This window comes from Streptomyces sp. NPDC053432 (assembly GCF_055585365.1).
Window position 1 is genome coordinate 418,684 of the sequence record NZ_JBVJKF010000002.1, and the last position, 21,319, is coordinate 440,002.

Sequence of the window (21,319 nt, forward strand, 5' to 3'; positions counted from 1 at the left end):
ACCCCCCCTTCCCTCCTCCCCCCCCCCCCTCTCCCCCCTCCCCTCCCCCCCCCCCCCCCCCCCCCCCCCCCCCCCCCCCCCCCCCCCCCCCCCCCCGCCCCCCCTCCCTTCACCGTCGACTCAGTGGTGCGGCACCACGGCGACGGGGCAGACGGAGTGGTGCAGGACGGCATGGGCCACGGATCCGACGCGTGCCCCCACGGAGGATTCGCGGACCCTGCGACCGACGACGACGAGTTGCGCGTCCGAGGACGCCGTCAGCAGCACGTGGCCCGCGCTGCCCTGTTCCACGTGCTCCCTCACGTCCACGTCGGGGTACCTCTGCCGCCAGGGCTCCAGGGCCTGTTCCAGCGCGGCCTTCTCGTAGGGCTCCAGACCGCCGAACTGGTCGGCGATCCACAGCGATCCGGGGCTGTAGCCGTAGACCGGGGGCAGGCTCCAGGCGCGTACGGCGCGGAGCGGTGCCTTGCGTGCGGCGGCCGCCTCGAAGGCGATGCGCAGCACCTCGGCGGATTCCTCCACACCGCCCTGCTGGCCGACGACGACCTCGCCCAGCTCGGGCAGGGCCACCGGCCTGTCGTATGCCGAGCGCACCGAGACCACGGGGCACTCTGCCGCGGCGATCACCTGCTGGCCGTAGGAGCCCAGCAGGAAGCCCACCAGGGCACTGTGCCCACGGCTGCCGACAACCAGCATCTCGGCGCCCTTGGCCGCGTGCAGCAATGCCGGCACCGGCGCGTCGGAGAGCAACTCGACGGTGAGGTCGAGTCCCGGGTAGCGGTCGGTGAGTTCTGCTTCCGCTTCCCTCAGGACGTCGCCCGCGCGCCGGGCTTCGACGTCTCGGTCCTGGACGACCGGCTGTGCCAGCGGCTGCCAGAGCCAGGCGTGGACCATGTGCAGGGGCAGGTCGCGCCGTACGGCTTCGCGAGCGGCCCAGTCGGCCGCGGCCCGGCTCTGCGGGGATCCGTCCACTCCGACGACGAGGGTGCGCTTCACGGGTCTGTCCTCCGTACTGATGCCGGGGCATCGGATTCGGGCGGCGGGGGAAGCGGCACCGGCCGGGGGTGCCGGCGCCGCTGAACCCACTTTCGCCGCGGCGGGACTCGTCCCGCAGGGGCCGACAGTCCCTCCCCCGGGGACCGTCTTCCCCTCGCGCCGGGTACGGGGCGACGGGAAGATACCGGCATCGGCTCGGCCGACGAACGTTCCGGACGCTGCACGGAGGAGCGGACATGCCCGCCTACCCCATCTCGGAGCTGGACGCCCACTGGCGCGCCGCCAACTACCTGGCAGTCGGCCAGATCTATCTCATGGCCAACCCGCTCCTGACCGAGCCCCTGCGCCCGGAGCACATCAAGCCCCGGCTCCTCGGCCACTGGGGCACCTCCCCCGGCCTCAATCTCGTGCACACCCACCTGAACCGCGTCATCAAGGACCGATCCCTCGATGCCCTGTGCATCTGGGGTCCGGGCCACGGCGGACCCGCCGTCCTCGCCAACTCCTGGCTGGAGGGCACGTACACCGAGACCTACCCGGGCATCACGCGGGACGCCGCGGGCATGGCCACGCTGTTCCGGCAGTTCTCCTTCCCCGGCGGCGTACCGAGCCACGTGGCGCCCGAGACGCCGGGCTCCATCCACGAGGGCGGCGAGCTCGGCTACGCCCTGTCGCACGGGTACGGTGCGGCCTTCGACCACCCCGGCCTGCTGGTCGCCTGCGTGATCGGCGACGGCGAGGCGGAGACTGGCCCGCTGGCGGCGTCCTGGCACGCGAACAAATTCCTCGACCCGGTCCACGACGGCGCCGTCCTGCCGATCCTCCACCTGAACGGCTACAAGATCGCCAACCCGACGGTGCTGTCCCGGATCCCCGAGGCGGAGCTCGACGCCCTGCTGCGCGGCTACGGCCACGACCCCCTCTACGTCACGGGCAGCGACCCCGGTTCCGTCCACCACGCCATGGCGCGCGCGATGGACCACGCCCTGGACCGCATCGCCGCCATCCAGGGGGCGGCCCGGTCCGGTGCCACCGGTCCTGACCGGGCCCGCGCGCGCTGGCCGATGATCGTCCTGCGTACCCCCAAGGGGTGGACCGGACCGGCGACCGTCGACGGTGACCCGGTCGAGGGCACCTGGCGGGCCCATCAGGTCCCCCTGGCCGGGGTGCGAGAGAACCCGGCACACCTGAGGCAGTTGGAGGAGTGGCTTCGCTCGTACCGGCCGGAGGAGCTCTTCGACGCCGACGGATGCCCCACCCCGCGGGTCCTCGCATGCGTCCCCGAGGGCGAGCGCCGCCTGGGCGCCGCCCCGTACGCGAACGGTGGCCGACTGCTGCGGCCGCTTCCGATGCCGCCGCTCGACGCCTACGCCGTCCCGGTCGACAAGCGGGGAGCAACGCTCCACGAACCGACCCGTGTCCTGGGGCGCTTCCTTACCCGGATCATGCACGACACCTCCGCACGGCGGGACTTCAGGGTCGTCGGACCTGACGAGACCGCCTCCAACCGGCTGGACGACCTGTACGACGCCACGGGCAAGGCCTGGCAGGCCGTCACGGACGCCACGGACCGGAACCTGTCGCGGGACGGCCGGGTCATGGAAATCCTGTCCGAACACGTCTGCCAGGGCTGGCTGGAGGGCTACCTCCTCACCGGTCGCCACGGTCTCTTCTCCACCTACGAAGCCTTCGCGCACATCGTCGACTCCATGGTCGGCCAGCACATCAAGTGGCTGAAGACCTCGCGCGAACTGTCCTGGCGGGCCCCGATCGCCTCCCTCAACTACCTGCTCACGTCGCACGTCTGGCGCCAGGACAACAACGGCTTCTCCCACCAGGACCCCGGCTTCGTCGACCACGTCCTCAACAAGAGCCCCGAGGTCGTACGGGTCTACCTGCCGCCGGACGCCAACACCCTCCTCGCCGTGGCCGATCACGCGCTGCGCAGCCGCGACCAGGTCAACGTGATCGTCGCCGGCAAGCAGCCCTGCTTCGACTGGCTGCCCGTCGACGAGGCACGCACGCACGTGACGCGCGGCGCCGACGTGTGGGAGTGGGCGGGGACCGACGACGGCACCGGCGAACCGGACGTGGTACTCGCCTGCGCCGGAGACGTGCCCACCATGGAGGTGCTGGCCGCCTCGGCCCTGCTCCGCGAGCACCTGCCCTCGTTGGCCGTCCGGGTCGTCAACGTCGTCGACATCGCCCGGCTGATGCCGCACGAGGAACACCCGCACGGCATGACCGACACCGAGTACGACGCCCTCTTCACCACCGACCGGCCGGTGATCTTCGCGTACCACGGCTATCCGTGGCTGATCCACCGGCTCGCCTACCGCCGCACCGGCCACCGGAACCTGCATGTGCGCGGGTACAAGGAGTCCGGAACGACGACGACCCCCTTCGACATGGTCGTGCGCAACGACATGGACCGGTACCGGCTCGTCATGGACGTCATCGACCGCGTCCCGGGGCTCGCCGGCCGGGCCGAGGCGCTACGCCGGACCATGGCCGACCGGCGCATCCGACACCACGACTGGATCCGCGAGCACGGCACCGACCTCCCGGAGATCGCCAACTGGTCCTGGCCGTACTGATCAGCGCCCATGGGCCGCGCGGGCGGCGCTGACGCCCGCCGCCCCTCTTCCCGGACGTGGCGGCTACGGGCTCACGGCCAGGAAGAGGTACGCGGCCAGCACCACGAGGTGGACCCCGCCCTGGAGCAGGGTGGCGCGTCCGGGGGCGAGGGTGAGGGCGCTGACCACGACGGTGAGGGCGAGCAGCACCATGTGCGTCGGGCCGAGACCCAGCAGCAGCGGGCCCGAGAGCCAGACGGAAGCCAGCGCGATGGCGGGGATGGTCAGTCCGATGCTGGCGATGGATGATCCGTAGGCCAGGTTGAGGCTGGTCTGGACGCGGTCGCGGCGCGCCGCCCGGACCGCGGCCAGGGTTTCGGGCAGCAGCACGAGCAGGGCGATGATCACACCGACGACGGCGTTCGGCAGGCCGGCTTCGGCGACGCCCTTCTCGATGGTCGGGGAGACGGACTTGGCGTCGCCGACCACCGCGACGAGCGCGACGAGCAGCAGGCCGACGCTGACGAGGGCGGCGCGGGGGGTGGGCCGCTCGGCGTGGTCGTCGCCCCCGTCGCCCACCGCTCCGGGCCGGCGTTCGGCTTCCACGGGCAGGAAGTAGTCCCGGTGGCGGACCGTCTGGACGGCGATGAACAGTCCGTACAGGGCGAGCGAGGCGACGGCCGCGAAGGTCAGCTGGGCCGTGGAGAACTCCGGTCCGGGCTTGCTGGTCGTGAAGGTCGGCAGCACCAGGCTGAGGGTGGCGAGGGTCGCGACGGTGGCGAGGGCGGCGCCGGAGCCCTCGGCGTTGAAGACGGCGACCCGGTTGCGCAGGGCGCCCACGAACAGCGACAGGCCGACGATGCCGTTGCAGGTGATCATGACGGCGGCGAAGACCGTGTCCCTGGCGAGCGAGGCGGTCTTGTCACCGCCGTCGAGCATCAGGGTGACGATCAGCGCCACTTCGATGACCGTGACGGCGACGGCGAGCACGAGGGAGCCGAAGGGTTCGCCGACCCGGTGGGCCACGACCTCGGCATGGTGGACGGCCGCCAGTACCGCGCCCGCGAGGCAGAGCGCGACCAACACCACCCCCAGCGAGGGCAGCTCGCGTCCCCAGCTGAAGACGAGGGCGACGAGCGCCACCACGGGGACCAGGACGGTCCAGTCGGTCAGGGGTGATTTGCGGGTTGCCGTACTCATATAGGCCAACTTGCCAGAACTGTTCCTCACGTGCGGCGCAAGGGCCGCCGCACGGGCTGTGACGTGGCCTTTCTCACGCGGCCCGGGCGTGGCGAGCTGGATCCCTGGTGCGCTGCGAGCCGGGCCGTACCCGCACCGGGACGCAGGACCCGTACGGCGCCCCGGTGCACGACATCACCCGCGGATGACGCGGGACCGTGTCACATGGCCCGGTCGTGGCCCTCCCAGTACGGGTCGCGCAGCCGCCGCTTGTACAGCTTGCCGTTGGGGTCGCGGGGCATCGTCCCGATGAAGTCGACGGTCTTGGGGCGCTTGTAGCCGGCGAGCTGCCGCTCGCAGTGCTGCAGGATCTCCGTGGCCAGCGAGTCGCCCGGCTCGAAGCCCTCGGCCGGTTCGATGACGGCCTTGACCTCCTCGCCCCAGTCGGCGTGCGGGATGCCGAATGCGGCGGCGTCCGCGACCGCGGGGTGGCCGAGCAGGGCGGACTCGATCTCGGCCGGGTAGATGTTGACCCCACCCGAGATGATCATGTCGATCTTGCGGTCGCGGAGGAAGAGGTAGCCCTCCTCGTCCATCAGCCCGAGGTCGCCGACGGTGAAGAAGTCGCCGATGCGGTTCTTCCTCGTCTTGTCCTCGTCCTTGTGGTAGCTGAAGCCGCCGGTCTTCATCCGCATGTAGACGGTGCCCAGTTCACCGGGGGGCAGCCGGTTGCCGTCGTCGTCGAAGATGGCGAGCTCGCTGATCGGCCAGGCCTTGCCGACGGTGCCGGGCTTCTTCAGCCAGTCCTCGGCGGTGGCGAATGCGCCGCCGCCCTCGCTCGCGGCGTAGTACTCCTCCACGCAGGTGCCCCACCAGTCGATCATGGCCCGCTTGACGTGGTCGGGACAGGGTGCGGCGCCGTGGATCGCGTGCCGCATCGAGGAGACGTCGTACGCGTCCTTCGTGGCCTGCGGCAGGGCGAGGAGCCGGTGGAACTGGGTCGGCACCATGTGGGTGTGCGTGCAGGCCCGCCGGTCGATCAGGCGCAGCATCTCCTCGGGGGTCCACTTGTCCATCAGGACCAGCGGGTGCCCGATGTGCAGGGCCGCGCCCGCGAACTGGAGCACCGCGGTGTGGTAGAGCGGCGAGCAGACCAGGTGGACGTTGCCGTCGAACGGGCGGATCCCGAAGATGCCGAGGAAGCCTCCGAGGTAGGTCTCCTCGGGGAGCTTGCCGGGCAGCGGGCGGCGGATCCCGCGGGGGCGGCCGGTGGTCCCGGAGGTGTAGTTCATGACCCAGCCCAGGGTGCGGTCCGCGGGGGGCGTGCCGGGCTGCCCGTCCAGGAGCTCCGCGTACGGGCGGAAGCCCGGGACGGCTCCGACGGCGTAGCGGTGGCTCGCGGGCAGGCCCGCCTCGTCGGCCGCGGCGGTGGCGGCGTCGGCGAAGCGCTCGTGGGCGACGAGGACCTTGGCGCCGGAGTCGGAGACGATCCAGGCGATCTCGGGGCCGACGAGGTGGTGGTTGACGGGGACGAGGTAGAAGCCGGCCTGGGCGGCGGCGAGGTAGGCGGTGAGGAACTCGACGCCGTTGGGCAGGACGACCGCGAAGACGTCACCCTGTTCCAGGCCCGCGGCGCGCAGGCCGTGGACGAGCCGGTTGACGTCGGCGTGCAGCCGGGCCGCGGTCCACTCCTCGCCCTCGGGGGTGATCAGTACGGTCCGCCGGGGGTCCGCGGCGGCCTGGGCCCAGAAGCCGTTGGGGGGCTGGTCGGTCACACTGATCACGCCTCTCGGACTCGGCCTGCGATGCGGTTGATGCGGTCGATGGCTCGTTCGAAGCCACTGGTGAGGTCGTCGAACACGGCCTGGACGCTGCGCTCTTCGTTCATCCGGCCGACGATCTGACCGACGGGGGTGCCGAGCAGCGGCTGCACCTCGTACTTCTGGATCCGGGAGACGGCTTCGGCGACGAGCAGCCCCTGGAGCGGCATGGGGAGGGCACCCGGGCCCTGCGGGTCGTCCCAGGCGTCGGTCCACTCGGTGCGCAGCTGGCGGGCGGGTTTGCCGGTGAGCGCGCGGGAGCGGACGGTGTCGCCGGAGCCGGCGGCGAGCAGTTTCCCGGTGAGGGCCCGGGAGTGCAGGTCGGCCTCGGTGGTGGTGAGCCAGAGGGAACCGAGCCAGACTCCCTGGGCGCCGAGGGCGAGGCCGGCGGCGATCTGCTCGCCGCTGCCGATGCCGCCGGCGGCGAGGACCGGGAGCGGGGCGACGGCCTCGGCGATCTCGGGGACCAGGACCATGGTGGCGATGTCACCGGTGTGGCCGCCGGCCTCGTAGCCCTGGGCGACGACGATGTCGATGCCGGCTTCGGCGTGGCGGCGGGCGTGCTTGGCGCTTCCGGCCAGGGCGGCGACGAGGACCCCGTGGTCGTGGGCGCGTGCGATGACGTCGGCGGGAGGGGAACCGAGGGCGTTCGCCAGGAGTTTGATGGGGTAGTCGAAGGCGACGTCGAGCTGGTTGCGGGCGACCTGCTCCATCCATCCGGTGATCCGCCAGCCGGAGGCCTCGCCCTCGGGGAGCTCGGGCACGTGGTGCTTGGCGAGGGTGTCGCGGACGAAGGCCCGGTGCGCGGCCGGGATCATCGCCTCGATGTCGGCTTCGCTGACGCCGTCGACGGCCTTCTTGGCGGGCATGACGACGTCGAGGCCGTAGGGCTTGCCGTCGGTGTGCTTCTGCATCCAGTCGAGGTCGCGCTTGAGGTCGTCGGGAGCGGTGTAGCGGACCGCTCCGAGCACGCCGAACCCGCCCGCCCGGGTGATGGCGGCGGCGACCGCCGGGAAGGGCGTGAAGCCGAAGATGGCGTGCTCGACTCCCAGTTTCTTGCTCAGCTCCGTCTCCATGGGCGGCAGGATGCCGCAGCCCGGTCATCGAGGGAAGAGATTTTCTGATGCGGTGTCAGATTCTTTACGGGCCCGTCGATGCGGCGGTCGCACGCGGGGCGGGCACATACCCACTAGCGTGCGGTGCGGTGCGGTGCGCCGGCCGCGCCGGCGTCCCGGGCCGGGGGCGGCACTCGCCCCGCCGCCTCCGGGGCCGACGGGGCGGCATACGACCGCGCCGCCTTCAGCCTGGCCGGCACCGGAGACGGCGAGGACGACTCCAACCCCGCCGTCACGGCGTCGGCGGGACCACCTTCCCCCTCGCCGGCACGGAGACGGCAGGGCGACTTGACGGCGGGGGCGACTTCAGCCTCGCCGGCGTTTGAGGCGCGGGTCCGGGGCGGAGCCCCGGGAGACGGCGCCGCAGGCCTACTCGGACAGAAGAGCAGGAGACAGGAGGGCCGGACATGGCAGGGACAACGGGGGCCAACGAGGCGGCGGCCGAAGGGGCCGCCACGTGGGCCGACGGGAAGGCCGGCGGCGGCGCAGCCCAGGCGACAGCCGACAGGGGCGCAGCCCACGGGAAAGCCGGCGGGGGCGCAGACGACGGGCACGGGCTCAGCCGCCGCAGGCTGGGCGCCCGCCTCCTCGCACTCGGCGGCGTACTAGTCCTCCACGCCGCCCTGCCGGGCGGCCCCGCCGCGGCCGCATCCGGCAACCCGGCCGAACGCCGCGCCCTCCAGGGACTCCGCCTGCGCTACGGCTCGGCACGCCAGGCCGGCCTGGTGGAGCGTCACCTCGACGAGGTGACCGAGGAGGCACGCCGGTTCCTGGGCCCCTCCCCCGAGCACCCCTATTACGCAGGGGCCGTGGTCCTGGCGGGGCGCGGCCGCACGATCGCGCTGCACCGCGCGATGGGCGACGCCGTGCGGTACGCCGACTACGACGGGCGCACGGACCGCGTCCGGGAGTTCCCGGCGGCCGAGCGGATCGCGATGGCCGAGGACACGGTCTTCGACCTGGCCTCGCTGACGAAGCTCTTCACCTCGATCCTGGCCGTGCAGCAGATGGAGCGGGGCCGCCTGGCGCTGGAGGCCCCGGTGCGGCGGTACCTGCCGGAGTTCACGGGCGGCGGCAAGGAGCTGATCACGGTCCGCCAGCTGCTCACCCACACCTCGGGGTTGCGTTCCTGGGCTCCCTTCTACCGGGAGTCCAGCCGGGAGGGGCAGCTGCAACTCCTCTGGTCGGTCCGGCCGCAGGAGACTCCCGGCACCGTCTACCGCTACTCCGACCTGAACCTGGTCTCCCTCCAGCTGCTCCTGGAACGGATCACCGGTCGCACCCTGGACGTCCTGCTCCACGACGAGATCACCGCTCCGCTCGGGATGCACCGCACTCGCTACAACCCTCCGCTCTCCTGGCGCCGGATCACCGCCGCCACCGAGGTACAGCGGCCGCCCTGGTCCGGCCTGGACCGCGGGCTGGTCTGGGGCGAGGTCCACGACGAGAACGCGTACGCGCTCGGCGGAGTCGCGGGCCACGCGGGGATCTTCGGCACCGCCTGGGACCTGGCCGTCCTCGCCCGGACCCTGCTCGACGGCGGCGCCTACGCGGGCAGGCGCATCCTCTCCCCGGCCTCCGTCGAGCTGCTCTTCACCGACTACAACACCGCCTTCCCCGGCGACGACCACGGGCTCGGCTTCGAGCTCTACCAGCACTGGTACATGGGCGCGATGGCCACTCCGCACTCCGCCGGGCACACCGGCTTCACCGGGACCTCGCTCGTCCTGGACCCCTCCACCGACTCCTTCCTGATCCTGCTCGGCAACTCGGTCCACCCCGTCCGCACCTGGCGGGCCGGCAGCGCTCCGCGGGTCGCCGTGGGAAACCGCTTCGCGCGTGCCGTCCCGGTCCGTACGAAGCACGGCGGCGCGGCCTGGTTCTCGGGCATCCGGCCGGGCTCCTCGGGCACCCTCAACCTGCCCCCGCTGACCCCGGCCACGGCGTCCGCCCGGCTGCGCTGCGCCGTGTGGTGGGACACCGTGCCGGGCGAGGGCGCCCTCCATCTGGAGGCCTCCGCCGACGGCGAGCACTGGGAGCCGCTCCCCTTCACCACCCTGCGCACCACCGGCGGAACCCCCGAGGAGTGGCCGCTCGGCTCCGTGAGCGGCTGGTCGGGCCGTATCTGGCACCGCCTCGAAGCCCCCCTCACCGCCGGCTGGGCGGGCCGCGAGGTCCGGTTGCGCCTGCGCCACTCCACGACCGGCCGCTACGTCGGACGCGGCATCTACGTGGACGTCATCCGCGTCGCGGAACCCTCCCGGCTCCTCTTCGCGGAGGACCGCCCGTCCGACGCCGACCGCCTCGTCGCCATCGGCTGGACCCGGTCCGCCGACTAGGCCGTCCGGACCGCCGGTCAACAGCCGTATCGGGTACGCCGTCCGCCCGTACGACGAGGGGGCGGTACGGGATGTGGAGCGCAGGCGGACCGGTCGCGCGCACCCAGACGCCCGAGGAAGCCGTCGCCCTGGTGGCGGCCTCCCTCCCGAAAGGTCTCGGCCCGGGGAGCTGAGGCGCCGCGGCAGGATCCGCAAGGGCCGGTGGTTCCGGGCCCGGCCGGCCGGTGCGGGCCCGAACCGGCGCCCGGGGAACGGATCTCCCGGCTCTTTCCGCTTACCGCACCGACGGGTGGGAACAGAGATCTGAGTGAACGGTTCTGCGACGACCACGACCTACGGAGCGTCCCGGCGTGACCCCTGAGATGGACCGCATGCGGCGCGCCGACACCGCAGCCGACCGCTACAAGGCCGCCACCGCCGGCCTCTCGCTGCTGGGCCTGGTCCTGCCCGAGGACCTCGACGGCCACCGCGAGCGGTTCCTGCGCGCCGCGCAGCGAGGGCTGTGGGCCGACCCCCGCTTCACGTACCGCCCGGTCGACGACGGTGCGACACGGGAGTTGCGCCGGGTCCACGCGGAGACCGCCGCCCACGACGACCCCTGGCACCAGCTGATCGCGGACGAGGCCGCGCGGTACCTGGACCGGTACCTCGCCTGCGCGAGCCGCGACGCCGCCAGGATCACGGAAGCCACGTCGCTGGAGAACGGCGTCCCGGACGGAGGCCTGCTCGCCGACGCGCTCGGACTCCTGCGGGGGGAGCCGGACGGGCACCGGGACGCACCGTACGGAGCGGAGGACGCCGCCGCCGCGATCTCGGACGTACTCGCCGAGGAGCGGCTGACGGACTGGACGGTCCGGATCAAGCCGGGCGCGGCCGCCCGCATGAGCGTGTCCACGGCCGACCGGTCGGTGCGGATCCGGGCCGGGATCCGGCTGTCGGAGGGCGAACTGCTGCGGCTGATCGTCCACGAGATAGGCACGCACGTCTTCCGCTGGGTGAACGCCCGGCGAGGAGCGCGGATCCTGGGCCTCCAGCTGTCCGGGCACACGGCCACGGAAGAGGGCTTCGCCGTGTGGAACGAACAGCGGGCGGCCGACGGCGGCGCCCTCGACCGCAGGTTCGCGCTGCGCGTGGTCGCCGTGGACGCGGCCCTGCACGGGAGCTTCGTCGACGTCGTCCGGGCGCTCACCCCGTACACCTCGCTCGGCACGGCGTTCGATGTCGCGGTACGCGTGAAACGGGGACTGGTGGACACCTCGGTACCGGGCGGGTTCGTCAAGGACCACGTCTATCTGGCGGGGTTCCGCATGCTCGAACGGCACTTGGGCGACCACCCGGGCGATCACGACCTCCTCATGGGTTCGAAGTGGCCGCTGCACCGCCTGGACCTCCTCCGTGAGGCCGGCCTCCTCGCCCATCTCGGCGACGAACTCAAGCGCCCGGACGAGGAGTTCACGGAACGCTCCCGGACGATCGTACGCAGGCGGCGCGGTGGCCCGGCCGCGGGCAGCTGAGCGCGCGCACGCGCGCCGCGCCGCTCACGGCCGGGTCCCCGGCGCTCAGCCGCCGGGTTTCCGGGCCGCGTCCGGAGCCGTGTCGACCTCCTGGCGCACCCCGGGGACCGTCCCGAAATGGTCCGTCATCTTCGTCCAGTACGCGTGCGGTTCCAGGGCGATGATTTTCTGGCTCCCCTTCTTCTCGAACCTCCCGTAGACAATCTTCTCGAGGGCGGGGTCGTACTTCATTTCGAATTGGCGGCCGATTCCGGACATCGCGTCCCGGGCGTACACCCGGAAACGGAGATGGCTGGGATAGGCGCCGCCTTTCGTCCGCTTCGCGATCAGTCCGATGATGTCCTCGCTGTACGTGATGACGTACACGCCCGGAACATCGTCGGTCTTCGGCTTCCTCCAGCCGCGCGCCCGGATGGACATCGGTTCGGGCCTGTTGCGCGTGATCAGCACGGTGTTGTTGGTGGTTTCGGCGTTGGCGTACACGAGGACCAGCTCGAACTGGAGGTCCACGAGCCCGCGGCGGCCCCTGTTGACCAGCTTCAGTTTGTACCGCAGCCCCTGGCCCGGTTCGGACCAGCGGACCGCGATCTGCGGGGAGAGTCGGATACGGGGTCTGAAGAGCCGCATTCCCAGCAGTGAGAACGTCGACGCCGCGACGGCGACGACGACCTTTTCGGCAATTCCGATCAGTAAGTCCACTTGAGCATCACGGACCATTCCGGTGACTCGGTTGGGCGGGAGCAGCTTCCCAAAACGAGCCCTCCGGACAGGGCGCCTTTTCGCCACTTGGCCGGATACGCACCGCTGATGGCCGAAAGTGGACAGCGGGGCCTCAGAGGCCCGCCCGGGGCGCCAGTACCGCGTCGATCATGCGGCGGGCCACGGTGGTCAGTTCGGCCAGGTCGGGGGCCGGACGGGAGCGGGCGAGGGCGCCCGCGAGGCGGTCGTAGAGCAGCCCGTCCGTCCAGGCGGCCAGGAGTTCGGCGGCCTCCTCGGGACGGTCGGCCCCGAGTGCGGCGAGGATCGCGGCCGCGCGGGAGCGGGCGCCCTGGCCCGCACGGTGGAGGTCGGCCTCCAGTTCGGGGTTGCGGGCGGCCTCCAGACTCAGTTCGAACCGGGCCAGCTGCCGCTCGCGACCCACCGTCAGCCAGCGCAGCAGCAGACCGGCGAGCGCCGCCGCGGCCGTGTCCCGCCCGGGCGGCGCGGAGACGGATCCCGGCGCGGAGGCGGATCCCGGCGCGGAGGCGGATCCCGGCGCGGGCACGGAGGCGGACGGGCCGCCCTCGGCGAGGTCGGCCAGGTCAAGCTCCGCCAGCCGCTGGTAGCAGGCGCCGATCAGGGCCGTCCTCGTGCGGAAGTAGTACGAGGTGCTGCCCGCCGGGAGCCGCGCCGCACCGTCGACGGCCCGGTGGGTGAGCCCCCGGAGACCGGCGGCGGCCACGAGTTCGATCGCGGTGTCGGCGATCAGGGTTCTGCGCTCCGTTGACATGCTCGCACTCTACAGCTGTAGAGTGCGGGCCTGAGCCTCTACGGATGTAGAGGACCGAGGAAGACGGGGAGGGCTCGTCATGTCGGAACTCCGGCCTCATGCGGTCGTGTCGGGTGCGGGGATCGGGGGGCTCACCGCGGCACTGGCCCTGCACCGGCGCGGCTGGAGGGTCACCGTGTGCGAGCGGGCTCCCGGGCCGACCGCCGTCGGCGCCGGGATCGTGCTCGCCCCCAACGCGCTGCGCGCCTTCGACACCATCGGATTCGACGCCACCCGCGCCGGGGGCCGCACGGTCCCCGCCGCGATGGGCCTGCGGCGCTCCGCCGGGAGCTGGCTGACGCGCGCCGACACCGCCGCGCTCACCGCGCGCTACGGCCGCCCCCCGCTCGCCCTGCACCGGTCGGCCCTGGCCGACGCCCTGGCCGCCGCGCTCCCCGACGGGACGATCCGGTACTCCACCACCGTCACCGCCGTCGACGACGCGGCCGGCCGGCCGGTGGCCCGTACGTCCGGGGGCGGCCTCGGAGCCGACCTCGTCCTCGCCGCGGACGGCATCCACAGCCCGCTGCGCCGCCAGTTCTTCCCGGACCACCCCGGCCTGCACTACAGCGGGGAGACCGCCTGGCGCACCGTCCTGCCCGCCGCCGCGGCCGGCGGCGGCGTCGACACGGCCGAGACCTGGGGCCGCGGCGAGCGCTTCGGCACCGTTCCGCTCGCCGACGGCCGTGTCTACGTCTACGCCACCGCCGTCGTCCCCCAGGGGTACCGCCCGGCCGACGTCCGCACCGAACTCCTGCGCCGCTTCGGCTCCTGGCACGACCCGATCCCCGCGCTGCTGGACCGGATCGACCCGGCCGCCGTGCTCCAGCACGACCTCCACGACCTGGCGGCTCCGCTCCCCCGCTTCCACCACGGCCGCGTCGCCTGGCTCGGGGACGCCGCCCACGCCATGACCCCCAACCTCGGCCAGGGCGGCTGCCAGGCCGTCGAGGACGCCGCCGTGCTCGCCCACCTGCTGGGCTCCGGGGACGCCGTGGACGTGCCGGCCGCGCTCGCGGCGTACAGCACCGCCCGCTGCGCCCGCACCGACGCCATCCGCGTCCGGGCCCGCCGCATGGGCCGGGTCGCCGCCCTCACCCACCCGCTCGCGGTCGCCGTGCGCGACCTCGCCGTCCGTGCCACCCCGGCCTTCGCCGCGAACCGGGCGCTGGACGGGATCGTCGCCGGCTTCGAACTCCCCTGACGCCCCCGCCGGCGCGCCACGCGCACCCGCGTAGGCGCCCGCCCGGCATAAACCGCGTGTCCCGCGGGGTTGGTACTCGTTGTCGAGGTTCGTTGACCGTTCAACGCGCGAAGGCAGGCTGAATACCGTGACGACCGACATCGACTGGGACCACCCGACCGACCCCAGGCCGGGCAGCTGGCAGCTCGACCACGTCAAGCAGTACGTGGACTCGAAGGGGACCGAGGGCCAGTACTGGAACGGCACGCAGACCCTGTTGCTCACCACCGTGGGCAGGGTTTCCGGCAATCCGGTGCGCACGCCCCTCATCTACGGCGAGGCGGACGGCCGTTACCTGGTCGTCGCCTCCAAGGGCGGCGACCCGGCGCACCCGCTCTGGTACCGCAATCTGACCGAACACCCCGAGGTCCGCATCCAGGTGGGCCCCAAGGTCCTCCAGGGCTCGGCACGCACCGCCACGGCCGAGGAGCGCGCCGCGTACTGGCCCCTGATGCTGCGTCACTGGCCCGCGTACGACGAGTACCAGGCCAAGACGGACCGCGAGATCCCGGTCGTCGTGATCGAGCCCGCCGGGTAGCCCTTGCGGCAGCCAGCAGTTGGCAGCCGGCGGTCGGCAGCCGAATCAGTGCCCCAGCACGGCCATCGCCGCGTTGTGGCCCGGGACCCCGCTGACGCCGCCGCCGCGGACCGCCCCCGCACCGCACAGCAGCACGTTGCGGTGGGCGGTCTCCACTCCCCACCGGCCGCCGCCGGCGTCGGTGTCGGCGTACGGCCAGGACAGGTCCCGGTGGAAGATGTGGCCGCCGGGCAGGCGCAGTTCGCGCTCCAGGTCGAGCGGGGTCTTCGCCTCGATGCACGGGCGGCCGTCGCCGTCGAAGGCGAGGCAGTCGGTGAGCGGTTCGGCCAGGTGGGTGTCGAGCTGCGCGAGGGTGGCGGCGAGCAGGACCTCGCGCGTCTGCCGGTTGTCCTTCTCGAACAGGCGGGCCGGGGTGTGCAGTCCGAAGAGGGTGAGCGTCTGGTAGCCCTGTTCCACGAGCTCCGGGCCCAGGATCGTGGGGTCGGTCAGCGAGTGGCAGTAGATCTCCGAGGGAGGTACGGACGGCAGTTCGCCGGACGCCGCCTCCGCGTAGGCCCGGGCCAGCTCGCGGTAGCCCTCGGCGATGTGGAAGGTGCCGCCGAAGGCCTCGCGCGGGTCCACGGTGGTGTCCCGCAGCCGGGGCAGCCTGCGCAGCAGCATGTTGACCTTGAGCTGGGCGCCCTCGGGAGCCGGCTCCGGCGGTGTCTCGCCGAGCAGTTCGGCCAGTGCCCGGGGCGAGGCGTTCACCAGCACCGTGCGGGCGACGACCCGCCCCTCGCCCGTGGCCGTGCGGAACACCACCTCGGCGTGCGAGGTGCCGTCCGTGTCGATCCGCAGCACCTCGTGCCCCGTGGCGATCTCCGCCCCGGCGGCCCGCGCGGCGGCGGCGAGGGAGTCCGTCAGGGCGCCCATGCCCCCGACGGGCACGTCCCAGTCCCCGGTCCCGCCGCCGATGACGTGGTAGAGGAAGCAGCGGTTCTGCGCGAGCGAGGGGTCGTGCGCGTCGGCGAAGGTGCCGATCAGTCCGTCGGTCAGGACGATCCCGCGCACCAGGTCGTCGGAGAAGTGCGTCTCGACGGCCCGGCCCAGCGGCTCCTCGAAGAGCATCCGCCAGGCGGCCTCGTCGTCGATCCGGGAGCGCAGCTCCGCGCGGGCGGGCAGGGGTTCGGTGAGGGTCGGGAACACCGCTCGGGCCACGTGCCGGGTGGTCCCGTAGAAGGCGCGCCAGCTCTCGTACTCCCGGTCCGAGCCGGTCAGCCGTGCGAAGGACTCCCGGGTGCGCTGCTCGTCACCGCCCACGAGGAGCCCGCCGGGCCGACCGCCGCGCTCGGCGGGGGTGTACGAGGACACGGTGCGGCGGCGGACGGCGAAGTCCAGGCCCAGGTCGCGCACGATCTTCGGGGGGAGCAGGGAGACGAGGTAGGAGTAGCGCGAGAGGCGGGCGTCGACATCGGCGAAGGGGCGGCTGGAGATGGCCGCCCCGCCGGTGTTCCCGAGCCGTTCCAGGACGAGGACCGCGCGGCCCGCCCTGGCCAGGTACGCGGCGGCCACCAGGCCGTTGTGCCCGCCGCCCACGATCACGTCGTCGTATACGTCCCGCCCGAAGGTCGTCATGGCTCTTGGTAGCACACCTGGCCGAGCCGCTCCAGACAGTACGCCTCGTCGGCGTGGGCCAGCACCGTCTCCGGGTGCTCGTCGCCCAGGGACCTCTCGCGGATCCCCGAGAGTTCGCGGTAGACGGGCAGCGCTTCCTCCCAGCGGCCCAGCCGCCCGAGGCCGACGGCGAGTTCGCGGCGGCTGACCAGGGTGTCGGGGTGCTCGGCGCCGAGCACCCTCGCCCGTACGGCGCCCACCTCCCGGGCCTCGGCCACCGCTTCCTCCCACCGTTCCAGCCGGCCCAGGTTGACGCCGAGGACGTGCCGGGCGCGCAGCGTCTCGGGGTCGGTGGCGCCGTAGGCGCGGGTGCGGTCGCGGACCAGGGCGCGGAACAGGTCGAGGGCCTGGGAGCTGTTCCCGGTACGGCCGAGGGCGATGCCGACCTCGTAGCGGGCGGCGAGGGTGTCGGGGTGGTCGCGGCCCAGCACCTGTTCCCGTACGGCGGCGACCTCGCGGAAGCCCGCCAGGGCTTCCTGCCAGCGCTCCAGGCGGCCGAGGGCGTACGCCACCTCGTAGCGGGTCAGCAGGGTGTCGGGGTGCTCTGCGCCCAGGACGGCCGCCCGGTCGGCGGCGACCCCGGCGGCGGTGGCGTGGGCGTCCGCGTACCGGCCGAGGGCACCCAGCGCGCAGGCCAGGTTGTGGCGGCAGCGCAGGGTGTCGGGGTGGCGCGGTCCCACGGTCCGTTCGCGGGCGACGAGCACGGCGCGGTAGATGTCGTGCGCTTCCTGGTGGCGCCCGAGCCGGCCCAGTTCGTACGCCGCCTCCTGGCGCGCGGCGAGGGTGTCGGGGTGGTCCGCGCCGAGCGCGCGGGTGCGGCCCTCGGCCACGGCCGTGTAGGCGGCGAGGGCCTCCTCGGGGTGGCCGGAGCGGCTGAGCGCGAAGGCGCGGGTGTGGCCGGCGGTGAGCGCGTCGGGGTCGGTCTCGCGCGGGCCGGGGATCCGCGCGATGCCGTACGCGACGGTCAGGCGCGGGTCCTCGGCGGGCTCGGGGCGGCGGACGGCGGTGTGGAGGGCGTGGTGGAGGGCGTGCTGTTCGCCGCTGGGGCGGGCCGCCGTCCAGGAGCCGGTGAGCACGGCCCATTCGCCGCTCGCGGGGCGGGCGTCGATCCCGGCCTTGCGCCCGGCGGTCATGCCGCGGGCCCACGCGGGGAGCGGGGCCAGGGCGCCGGGCAGCCCGCCGGGGCCGAGGCGTGCTTCGACGAGCCTGCGGTGCAGGTGGCGGGCGTCGCCCGGCCGGTCCTCGGGGCGCTTGGCGAGGAGTTCGAGGACGAGCTCCTCGAAGTAGCCGGGAAGCTCGGGACGGTGCTGCCGGAGCGGGACGGGCGCGTTGTCGCGGTGGCCGACCAGCACGGACCAGGAGTCGCCGAGGTCGAAGGGCGGGGCTCCGGTGGCGATCTCGTACAGGACGCAGCCCAGGGAGTAGAGGTCGCTGCGGTGGTCGACCTCGCCGCCCGCGATCTGCTCCGGCGACATGTAGTGGGGGGTGCCCATGGCCATGCCGCCGCCGGTGAGCTTGGCGGTGAAGCCGATGTCGTGGGCGAGGCGGGCGATGCCGAAGTCGCAGATCTTCACCGTGCCGTCGGTGAGCCGCATGATGTTGGCGGGCTTCAGGTCGCGGTGGACGACGCCCTGGTCGTGGGTGTAGCCCAGGGCCGCGGCCATCTGCTCCGCGATGTCGACGACCACGTCCACGGGGAGCGGACGGGTCTCGTTCTCCTCCAGGAGCTGGCTGAGGTTGCGGCCTTCCAGGAGCTCCATCACCAGGTAGAGGCAGCCGCCCGCGGCGCTGTCGTCGCCGAAGTCGTGGACGACGGTGACCCCCCGGTGCTGGAGGGAGGCGGCCACGCGCGCCTCGCGCCGGAACCGTTCGCGCAGTACCTGGGTGAAGTGGGCGTCCTGGTCCGCCCCGATCGGCTTGAGGCACTTGACGGCGACCTGCCGGCCCAGGGATTCGTCCCGGGCGCGCCATACCTCGCCCATGCCACCGCGCCCGATCAGGTCGAGCGACCGGTACCGGCCCTGGATCAGTCTGGACTCCGCCATGTCTTGAAGCCGCCCCCGTCGTCGTGCGATGCCCTCCCCGGCCCGTCCAGTATGGAGGCTGCCGCGCGCAGCCCGTGCGTCGAGGGGCGGCTCCCGGGGCCCATGCGACGCATCGCTCTCAAGATGTGACCTGGCGGCAGCTTCCAGCGTAGACCTGCGGGAATGCTGCGCAGCACGTGCCCCGTGAGGCGCAGGCGCCGGGTCACCGTACGCGGGGGTGGAGCGGGCCGCCCGTACAGCCGGTGCGCCCAGGCGGGGAGGGAACCGTACGCGAGGGCGGCGACCGGGCGCCACAGCAGGTTTCGGCCAGGTACGAGGAGGGGAGGGACCGGCGGGCCCTGCAGGAAGTCGTACACGTCCTGGGCGTCGGGGCCGGCGGAGAGCCCGGGCCGGACCCGCTCGAAGTACGCGGCGAGGCCGGCGGTGTCGGCGGGGACGCCGACCGGATCGAGGCCGACGAGGCGGGCGTTCACCCGGTTCTCGTCGACGTACCGGTCGGCCTGTGCGGGGGTGAGGAGGACGCCGGAGCGGCGGAGCACGTGGAGGAAGCTGTCGATCTGCGCGCAGTGGATCCAGAGCAGCAGTTCGGGGTCGTCGACGGGGAACCGCTCGCCGGTGGCCGGGTCGGTGGCGGACAGCTTGCGGTGGATCGCGCGGACGCGGGCGCCGGCGCGCTCGGCGGCGTCGGCGGTGCCGTAGGTGAGGGTGCCGACGAAGTCGGCGGTGCGCAGCAGCCGGCCCCAGGCGTCGCTCCGGAAGTCGGAGTTCTCCATCACCCCGCGGACGGCCCGCGGGTGGAGCGCCTGGAGGTAGAGGGCGCGGACGCCGGCGATCCACATGACGGGGTCGCCGTGGCACTGCCAGGTGACGGACGAGGGCCCGTACAGGCCGGGGTCGGGGCTGGTGGAGCCCGCGGGGCTGGTGGGGCCGGTGGGACTGCTAGAGCTCGCGGGGCCGGTGGGACCGGCGGAGCTCGTGGGTTCTGTGGGTCCTGTGGGGCCGGCGCGTCCGGTCGTGGTGTCGCCCATCCCCGTACCTCCCTGCCCCAGGCGCCCGGCGGATCCAGCCTAGGGCCTGTCGTCAAACTCCCGTCGTCGGACGGCGGGCGGGGCAGACGGGAGTTTGACGACAGGCCCTGGCGGCGAGGGGCACCTCCAGCCATCGGCCGATGGTTCACGCCCGGATCCGACTCCCCCCGGGCACGGTCTGCGTGACGCGCCACAGGCGCCGGGGCAGCTCCCCCTCCTCGAAGGCGGCCACCTCCTCGAGATGCCAGCCTCCGGCGAGGGAGTCGACCAGCTGCCGGGAGAAGAAGTGGACGGCGAAGCCGCCGTGCTCGTGGATGTCGTCTCCGTGCGCGATGCCGGTGCCGTAGTGCGCGTCGCCCGTGTGCCGCACGGTGTAGACGAAGGCCCCGCCGGGCCGCAGCACCCGGCGGACCTCGTCCACCAGGGCCCGGATCTCCTCCGTGGACAGGGCCATGCACAGCAGCATGTGGGCGAATACGGCGTCCACCGAGCGGGAGGGAAGGGCGAGGGGCTCCCGTACGTCCTGGACGGCGGTCGTCACGCGCCCCTCCAGCCCCTGCTCCCTGGCCGCCCGCCGGAGCTGCTCCAGCCCGGTGGCGCTGACGTCGGTGGCCCGGACGGCGAGGCCCTGCCGCGCGAAGAACAGGGAGTCGCGGCCGTGCCCGGCGCCCAGTTCCAGGACCTCGCGGGCACCGGCCGCCCGGAACACCGCCATCGCGTGGACGGCGGGCGCGGAGGGCTCCGGTCCGTACATGCGGGGGTGGGCGGCGTACGTGGCGTCCCAGTGGGCACGCTGCGCCGCCGCCAGACCGTCCTCGTCCGTCACTGCCGCCCGCCTCACGCCTCGAACCCGTGGGACCAGCGTAGGCCGCGCCGGGTCGGCCGGACGTCGTCGTCAGGAGCCCGGCCCACCGAAGGGCGGCCGGTGAGCCGCGGGCCCGGTTCGGCTTCCCGGGCCGCCTTCTATGATCTTGGGCATGGCGACACGACTCGTGCAGATCAACATGAAGGCCCACGACGACTCCGCGCTCGGCCGGTTCTGGGCGGCGGCGCTGGGTTGGGGGGTCGACAGCGAGGGGCCCGGCGTGACCAACCTCGAGCCCGTGGGCTTCGCCTATCCCGACCCGGTGGCCGTCTGCATCGACATCATCGCCCGTCCGGAGCCCAAGACCGTGAAGAACCGGGTGCACCTGGATCTGGCGACCGGCTCGACGGCCCAGCAGGAGGAGTTGGTGGCACGGCTGAAGGGTCTGGGCGCGACGCTCGCCGACGTGGGTCAGGGCGACGTCCCGTGGACGGTCATGGCCGACCCGGAGGGCAACGAGTTCTGCGTCCTGGAGCCCCGTCCGGTCTACCGGGACACCGGGCCGGTCGCCGCGGTGGTGGTCGACTGCACCGACCCGCGGGAGATGGCCCGGTTCTGGGGCGAGGCGATGGACTGGAAGCTGCACCAGGTGACCGACGACCAGGCGACCATGCGCTCCGCCCGGGGCGTGGGTCCGTATCTGGAGTTCGTACGCACTCCTGACACCAAGACCGGGTGGAACCGCGTCCACCTCGACGTCTGCCCCTACCCCGGTGACGACCCGGCGGCGGAGGAGGCCCGGCTGCGCGCCCTGGGCGCCACCGACCCGGGGCATGACCGGTCCGCGATCTCCTGGACGGTTCTGGCCGACCCGGAGGGCAACGAGTTCTGCCTGCTCTCGCCTCGCTGACCGCGACCCCCGGCCGTCACGACGACGGCC

General features: G+C 73.2%; 16 protein-coding genes. 6 read left to right on the forward strand and 10 right to left on the reverse strand.

Features of this window, described 5'->3' with window-relative positions:
- Nucleotides 1-120 precede the first annotated feature (120 nt).
- A complete protein-coding gene (locus ACZ6Y1_RS05015; protein ID WP_469622994.1) occupies nucleotides 121-996 on the reverse strand; it encodes a universal stress protein in 876 nt (291 codons plus the stop codon).
- A gap of 236 nt (nucleotides 997-1,232) precedes the next feature.
- Between ACZ6Y1_RS05015 and ACZ6Y1_RS05020 the strand changes: the two genes are divergently transcribed.
- A complete protein-coding gene (locus ACZ6Y1_RS05020; RefSeq protein ID WP_469622997.1) occupies nucleotides 1,233-3,593 on the forward strand; it encodes a phosphoketolase family protein in 2,361 nt (786 codons plus the stop codon).
- A gap of 63 nt (nucleotides 3,594-3,656) precedes the next feature.
- Here ACZ6Y1_RS05020 and ACZ6Y1_RS05025 read toward each other — a convergent pair whose 3' ends face one another.
- The 3 genes from ACZ6Y1_RS05025 to ACZ6Y1_RS05035 all read right to left on the reverse strand — a co-directional run bounded on the left by ACZ6Y1_RS05025 (nucleotide 3,657) and on the right by ACZ6Y1_RS05035 (nucleotide 7,647).
- Nucleotides 3,657-4,772: a calcium:cation antiporter gene (locus ACZ6Y1_RS05025; RefSeq protein WP_469623000.1), complete on the reverse strand. Its 1,116-nt coding sequence runs from the start codon at nucleotides 4,770-4,772 to the stop codon at nucleotides 3,657-3,659.
- A 200-nt stretch (nucleotides 4,773-4,972) separates the two neighbouring features.
- A complete protein-coding gene (locus ACZ6Y1_RS05030) occupies nucleotides 4,973-6,526 on the reverse strand; it encodes an acyl-CoA synthetase (RefSeq protein ID WP_469623004.1) in 1,554 nt (517 codons plus the stop codon).
- A 5-nt stretch (nucleotides 6,527-6,531) separates the two neighbouring features.
- On the reverse strand, nucleotides 6,532-7,647 hold the full coding sequence (locus tag ACZ6Y1_RS05035) for an NAD(P)H-dependent flavin oxidoreductase (protein ID WP_469623007.1): 1,116 nt from the start codon (nucleotides 7,645-7,647) through the stop codon (nucleotides 6,532-6,534).
- A gap of 446 nt (nucleotides 7,648-8,093) precedes the next feature.
- On the opposite strand from ACZ6Y1_RS05035, the gene ACZ6Y1_RS05040 reads away from it, so the two are divergent.
- On the forward strand, nucleotides 8,094-10,025 hold the full coding sequence (locus ACZ6Y1_RS05040; protein ID WP_469623010.1) for a serine hydrolase domain-containing protein: 1,932 nt from the start codon (nucleotides 8,094-8,096) through the stop codon (nucleotides 10,023-10,025).
- Nucleotides 10,026-10,375: 350 nt separating this feature from the next.
- A complete protein-coding gene (locus tag ACZ6Y1_RS05045; protein WP_469623013.1) occupies nucleotides 10,376-11,539 on the forward strand; it encodes a tyrosine/phenylalanine carboxypeptidase domain-containing protein in 1,164 nt (387 codons plus the stop codon).
- 45 nt (nucleotides 11,540-11,584) lie between these two features.
- Here the strand turns inward: ACZ6Y1_RS05045 and ACZ6Y1_RS05050 are convergent, their stop codons facing one another.
- On the reverse strand, nucleotides 11,585-12,238 hold the full coding sequence (locus ACZ6Y1_RS05050; protein WP_469623016.1) for a hypothetical protein: 654 nt from the start codon (nucleotides 12,236-12,238) through the stop codon (nucleotides 11,585-11,587).
- Nucleotides 12,239-12,371: 133 nt separating this feature from the next.
- Complete coding sequence (locus tag ACZ6Y1_RS05055; protein ID WP_469623019.1) at nucleotides 12,372-13,028, reverse strand: TetR/AcrR family transcriptional regulator; 657 nt, start codon at nucleotides 13,026-13,028, stop codon at nucleotides 12,372-12,374.
- Nucleotides 13,029-13,107: 79 nt separating this feature from the next.
- On the opposite strand from ACZ6Y1_RS05055, the gene ACZ6Y1_RS05060 reads away from it, so the two are divergent.
- On the forward strand, nucleotides 13,108-14,271 hold the full coding sequence (locus tag ACZ6Y1_RS05060) for an FAD-dependent monooxygenase (protein WP_469623022.1): 1,164 nt from the start codon (nucleotides 13,108-13,110) through the stop codon (nucleotides 14,269-14,271).
- Nucleotides 14,272-14,398: 127 nt separating this feature from the next.
- Entirely contained in the window at nucleotides 14,399-14,848 is a 450-nt protein-coding gene (locus ACZ6Y1_RS05065) for a nitroreductase family deazaflavin-dependent oxidoreductase (protein ID WP_469623025.1), read from the forward strand.
- 45 nt (nucleotides 14,849-14,893) lie between these two features.
- On the opposite strand, the gene ACZ6Y1_RS05070 is transcribed toward ACZ6Y1_RS05065, so the two are convergent.
- The 4 genes from ACZ6Y1_RS05070 to ACZ6Y1_RS05085 form a co-directional block, all read right to left on the reverse strand.
- Nucleotides 14,894-16,462 carry a phytoene desaturase family protein gene (locus ACZ6Y1_RS05070; protein WP_469623028.1) on the reverse strand — a complete coding sequence of 523 codons (1,569 nt, stop codon included), beginning with the start codon at nucleotides 16,460-16,462 and terminating at the stop codon, nucleotides 14,894-14,896.
- The gene (locus tag ACZ6Y1_RS05075; protein ID WP_469623031.1) at nucleotides 16,459-18,546 is read right to left on the reverse strand and encodes a serine/threonine-protein kinase; all 2,088 of its coding nucleotides are present in this window, start codon (nucleotides 18,544-18,546) and stop codon (nucleotides 16,459-16,461) included. The genes ACZ6Y1_RS05070 and ACZ6Y1_RS05075 overlap by 4 nt, the downstream gene beginning before the upstream one ends.
- Nucleotides 18,528-19,433 (reverse strand): oxygenase MpaB family protein, encoded by a 906-nt coding sequence (locus ACZ6Y1_RS05080; RefSeq protein ID WP_469623693.1) that lies wholly within the window; start codon nucleotides 19,431-19,433, stop codon nucleotides 18,528-18,530. Before ACZ6Y1_RS05080 ends, ACZ6Y1_RS05075 begins: the two co-directional genes overlap by 19 nt.
- 286 nt (nucleotides 19,434-19,719) lie before the next feature.
- Nucleotides 19,720-20,400 (reverse strand): class I SAM-dependent methyltransferase, encoded by a 681-nt coding sequence (locus ACZ6Y1_RS05085; protein ID WP_469623034.1) that lies wholly within the window; start codon nucleotides 20,398-20,400, stop codon nucleotides 19,720-19,722.
- A gap of 151 nt (nucleotides 20,401-20,551) precedes the next feature.
- Between ACZ6Y1_RS05085 and ACZ6Y1_RS05090 the strand changes: the two genes are divergently transcribed.
- On the forward strand, nucleotides 20,552-21,289 hold the full coding sequence (locus ACZ6Y1_RS05090; RefSeq protein ID WP_469623037.1) for a VOC family protein: 738 nt from the start codon (nucleotides 20,552-20,554) through the stop codon (nucleotides 21,287-21,289).
- The last annotated feature ends 30 nt before the right edge of the window (nucleotides 21,290-21,319 follow it).